This is a genomic window from Brachyspira catarrhinii (assembly GCF_005518285.1).
Lineage (GTDB): Bacteria > Spirochaetota > Brachyspiria > Brachyspirales > Brachyspiraceae > Brachyspira > Brachyspira catarrhinii.
The window spans coordinates 1-675 of record NZ_SJDU01000694.1 but is presented as its reverse complement, the minus strand read 5'-3'; the positions used below and the strand labels follow the sequence as shown (position 1 = coordinate 675).

1 protein-coding gene is annotated in these 675 nt (G+C 36.6%); it reads left to right on the top strand.

Annotated elements, in window-relative coordinates; genetic code table 11:
- On the top strand, positions 1-675 hold a 675-nt coding region (locus EZH24_RS13105; protein WP_137999455.1), incomplete at both ends, for an ATP-binding cassette domain-containing protein.

The following is a 675-nucleotide window of genomic DNA, read 5'->3' as shown; positions in this document are numbered from 1 at the left end:
AGACAGAATAATCGGGCATTTGTCTAAAGGCTACAGACAGAGAACGGGAATCGCTCAAGCGATAATACATGACCCCGAAGTTTTAATATTGGACGAACCTACAAGCGGACTCGACCCGAATCAATTAATCGAAGTTCGTTCTTTAATAAAAAGTTTGGGAGGAACGCGAACGGTTATATTGTCGACTCATATATTAAGCGAAGTCGAAGACACTTGCGAAAGAGCTTTAATAATAGACAGCGGAGAGCTGATAGCCGAAGATACAATCGAAGGCTTGAAAACGGCGATGGACAGAGAGATACTCGGCGGAAATATCGAATTAAAAGTCGCAAGCGGAGTTGAAGACGCTCTTGTTTGCGTTAGAGAAGTTCAAGGAGTCATTCAAGCGGAAACGGATAATTTTGGTTCTATCATAATCGAATGCGAGAGAGGAAACGATATAAGAGCTTCTATAGTTAAACATTTGGTTAAAAGCGATTTTGAAGTTTTGGAGATTAGAGCTAAAGAAAGAACTTTGGAAGAAGTCTTTATATATTTTACCGACAAAAAGAAAAGCGAAGATTTTGACAAGTCTAAATATATTAAAGACGAGATTATTTCAAAAGATTCAAATAAAAACGAAAATAAAAATTCGGATGAAAATTTAAATAACGATTTAAAACGAAAATTCAAACG